2 protein-coding genes and 1 pseudogene are annotated in these 3,986 nt (G+C 70.5%); 2 read left to right on the forward strand and 1 reads right to left on the reverse strand.

The window, feature by feature from the left end:
- Positions 1–1,081: N-acetylmuramoyl-L-alanine amidase (locus EQG76_RS32095; protein ID WP_235031255.1), on the reverse strand; the 1,081-nt coding region annotated here is incomplete at its 3' end.
- Between the two features lie 434 nt (positions 1,082–1,515).
- On the opposite strand from EQG76_RS32095, the gene EQG76_RS07880 reads away from it, so the two are divergent.
- Together EQG76_RS07880 and EQG76_RS32960 are read left to right on the forward strand one after the other, a co-directional pair.
- On the forward strand, positions 1,516–3,162 hold the full coding sequence (locus tag EQG76_RS07880; protein WP_200840646.1) for an Rne/Rng family ribonuclease: 1,647 nt from the start codon (positions 1,516–1,518) through the stop codon (positions 3,160–3,162).
- 297 nt (positions 3,163–3,459) lie between these two features.
- Positions 3,460–3,986: pseudogene (locus EQG76_RS32960) on the forward strand (hypothetical protein); the annotation flags it as partial.

The raw sequence follows: 3,986 nt of genomic DNA on the forward strand, positions 1-3,986 counted from the left end.
CCTGGTCGGTCAGGTCCAGCCCGCTGACGATGTCGGCCTTGTTCTCCTTTTGGGCGAGCGCTGCGGCCTCGCGGTCGGAGGCGCGGTCGGACAGGGTGTAGACCGAGGCGCCGCGCATCTCGGCATTGCGCGCGAGGCTATCGGCGTGGATCGAGATGAACAGGGCCCCGCCGGCCTCGCGCGCGAAGCTCAGCCGCCGGCGCAGCGGCACCGCCTCGTCGCGTTCCCGGGTGAGCGCCACCCGATACCGCCCGGAATCTTCCAGCCTGGCCTTGATCGCCTTGGCCACCGCGAGGGTGACGTTCTTCTCGTAGGTGCCGCGCCGGCCGATCGTGCCCGGATCCTTGCCGCCATGGCCCGGGTCCAGGACGATCAACGGCTTGAGGGGGACAGGGGCCTGCGCCGGGGCCGGCGCCGCCTGATCCGCGGCCGGCGCCCCCAGCACCGAGCCGATCCCGGCGACGGCCGCAGGCGGTGCCACCGCTTCCGGGCGCGGCAGGACCTTGGGCGTGGGCACGGGCGGCACGCGCCCGGCCGCTGCCTGCAATGCCGGCGGTGGTGCCGCCCGTTCTACCGTCTCCCCATTCGCCTCTGCCGCGGGTGGAGCCGGCAGTGGCGCCGGTGCCGGCTCCGGCTGGACCGGGGCGGCCAGGGCCGGGGCGGGCCCGGGGATCAGGTCGATCACCAGCCGGTAGAACCGCGAATCCTCGGACGGCACCAAGAGCTCGGCATGCGCCACCCGCGCCTGGCCCTTCAGGTCGACCTCGAGGCTGGCCGCACCCGGCGTGGTGCTGGTGTACCAGGCGTCCACCAGGCCGCGCGGCTGGGGCAGCCGGCCGATCGGCAGCGCCCACCGGGCCTGCGGCACGATCACCTCGAGCCTGGTGCGGTCGGGCGACAGGCTGGTCTCGATTGGGACGTTGGCGTCGAGATCAAGAACGATCCGAGTGTGGGCGTCCCGCATCCCGAACCGCAGCCCAGAGATCAGGGTCTCGGCAGCGACAGCCGGCAAGGTGGCGAATAGGATCGACAGCATCACCATGGCGACGACCGCCAGGCCATGCGCGGTTACAGGTGCCATCGACCGTCGACGGGAACCGATGTCTCCGGGATGTCTTGGTGATTGAGACAGCGGATCGATGGTTCTATAGTCCCGTGCGTGCGAGCGGATCCGGTGCCGATCGCCGTGGTTCGCGCAAGTTCGCAGCCCGGCTTCCGGATAGCGCCGATCCCGCCGCATCTCAACCAACAGGCTGCCCCGCCGGGTCGAACCCGGGGCCGCCCACTTCCTTCCGAACGCAATGCACCACGTTGGATACCTGCCGTACGACGAACCCCGCAGAAGTGCGGTGGTCGAACCGTCGGCACCGGGCCACGTGGCACCCCTCGCCTCGGCCGCCGCCAGGCGGGCGAGCCAACCCGATTCGCGCGCAGGGCTGCGCGCGGGCCTACAGCAGCACGCGACGGCGCCGGGCATCACCATGCCTCGCCATGCGCGTGCGGAGACTCCCCTCGATGACTCGACGCATGTTGATCGATGCCGGCCACCCGGAGGAAACCCGGGTCGTCATTCTCAATGACAAGCAGCTGGTCGATTTCGATTTCGAATCGTCCACTAAGAAGCAGATCAAGGGCAACGTTTATCTCGCCAAGGTGACGCGTGTGGAGCCCTCGCTCCAGGCCGCGTTCGTCGAGTATGGCGGCAACCGGCACGGCTTCTTGGCATTTTCCGAGATCCACCCGGATTATTTCCAGATCCCTCAGGCCGACCGGGCGATGCTGGAAGATGTCGCCCGCGGCGACGAGGGCGATGGCAACGGCAATGGTAACGGCTCGGACGACGACGACGAGGCCGACATCGCCCGCCGGCGCGCGCGGCTCCTGCGCAGCTACAAGATCCAGGAAGTGATCAAGCGCCGGCAGATCATGCTGGTGCAGGTCGTCAAGGAGGAGCGCGGCACCAAGGGGGCGGCGCTGACCACTTATCTGTCGCTGGCCGGCCGCTACTGCGTGCTGATGCCGAACACGCCGCGCGGCGGCGGGATCAGCCGCAAGATCGACGATGCGGAGGACCGCAAGCGGCTGAAGGAGATCGCCGCGGAACTGGACGTGCCCAAGGGCATGGGCCTGATCATCCGCACGGCCGGCCAGGAGCGTACTCGGGCCGAGATCCGGCGTGACTATGACTATCTCCTGCGCCAGTGGGAGGACATCCGCGAGACCACGCTCAAGAGCATGGCGCCGGCCCTAATCTACGAGGAAGGCGACCTCGTGAAGCGGGCGATGCGCGACCTCTACAGCCGCGACATCGATGAGGTGCTGGTCGAGGGCGACGAGGCCTACAAGCAGGCCAAGCGCATCATGACCATGCTGATCCCGTCGCGCTCGCGACAGGTGAAGCAGTACCGCGACGAGGCGCCCCTGTTCTTCCGCTACGGCGTGGAGGACCAGCTGGACGCGATGCACTTGCCCAAGGTGGATCTGCCGTCAGGCGGCTCGATCGTGATCCATACGACCGAGGCGCTGACCGCGATCGACGTCAACTCGGGCAAGTCGACCCGCGAGCGGCACATCGACGAAACTGCGCTCAAGACCAACCTGGAGGCGGCGGACGAGGCCGCGCGCCAGATGCGGCTGCGCGACCTGGCCGGCCTGATCGTGATCGACTTCATCGACATGGCCGACCAGCGCCACGAGCGCCAGGTCGAGAGGCGGCTGCGCGACGCGCTCAAGCTGGATCGCGCCCGGCTGCAGATCGGCAAGATCAGCCAGTTCGGGCTGCTGGAGCTGTCCCGGCAGCGGATGCGGCCTTCCCTGCAGGAACTGTCCACCCAGACCTGCCCGGTCTGCCATGGTCTGGGCGTGGTGCGGTCGACCGAATCCTGCGCGCTGCAGGCGCTGCGCCGCATCCAGGAGGTCGGCATCGCTGGCGAGACCGCGGTGATGCGCGTGATCGTGCCGAGCAGTGCTGCCTATTACCTGCTCAACCACAAGCGCGACGCTCTGTTCCGCCTGGAGCAGCGCTACCAGATGCGAGTGTTCGTCGACACCGACGACCAGATGATCCCGGGCGACATCGGCGTGGAGCGCATGGAGCGGCGAGAGAAGCCGATCGAGGTGCCGCCGCCCGCCTCGCTGGCCGAGCCCGAGGAGCCGGTCTAGGAGCCGATCGTCGAGGAAGAGGAGGAGGAACTGGCCGAGCGCCGCAGCGAGCCTGCCCGCGGCGGGAACGGCCGCGGCCGGCGCGATCGCCGTGGCGGCCGCCCGGACGAGGCTGGCGAGGACCGGCAGCACCGCGAGCCCGTCGCAGCCGAGGCCGAGCCCGAGGAGCCGGCGGCCGGGGCCGAGCAGCCGGTCGAAGCCGCAGTCAATGGCGAGGAAGGCGAGGAGGGCGGCCGCAAGCGCCGTCGCCGGCGCCGTCGGCGTCGTCGCGGCGACCGCAACGGCGAGCAGGCTGGCATGGCCCAGCAGCCGGGTGGCGAGGAGCAGTTCGACGAGGATGCCGAGGAGGGCGAGCCGCTGGCTGCCGAGGCGTCCGAGGCCGAACCCGTCGAGGCGGGGCCGGTGGAAGCCGAGCCGGTGGAGGTCCCGGCCGAGCCGGTCGCGGACGCTGATGAGGCGGCACCGGCCGACACGCCGATCGTCCCGCTGCCGATCGAGCTGATGACGCCGGTGGAAGCCCCGCCCGTGCCGGAGGTGGCCGAGGAGCCGGCGGAGCCGGTGGCCGAGGCCAAGCCGAAGCGGCGGCGGACCACGAAGAAGGCGGCCACGGAGACCGCCGAGGCGGCCACGGAGGCCAAGCCGGCCAAGCCGCGCCGGGCACCTGCCAGGAAGAAGGCCCAGGCGGAAGCGGAGCCGGCGGAGCCCGCGGCCGAGGTCAAGCCGAAGCGGCGTCGGACCACCAAGAAGGCCGCCGAGGCGGAAGTGCCGGCGGCTGCGGCGGAGCAGGCTGGACCGACCGCACCTGCAGCCGAGGCCGCGCCCGC

Origin of the sequence: Geminicoccus flavidas (assembly GCF_009806515.1) — a bacterium.
GTDB lineage: Bacteria > Pseudomonadota > Alphaproteobacteria > Geminicoccales > Geminicoccaceae > Geminicoccus > Geminicoccus flavidus.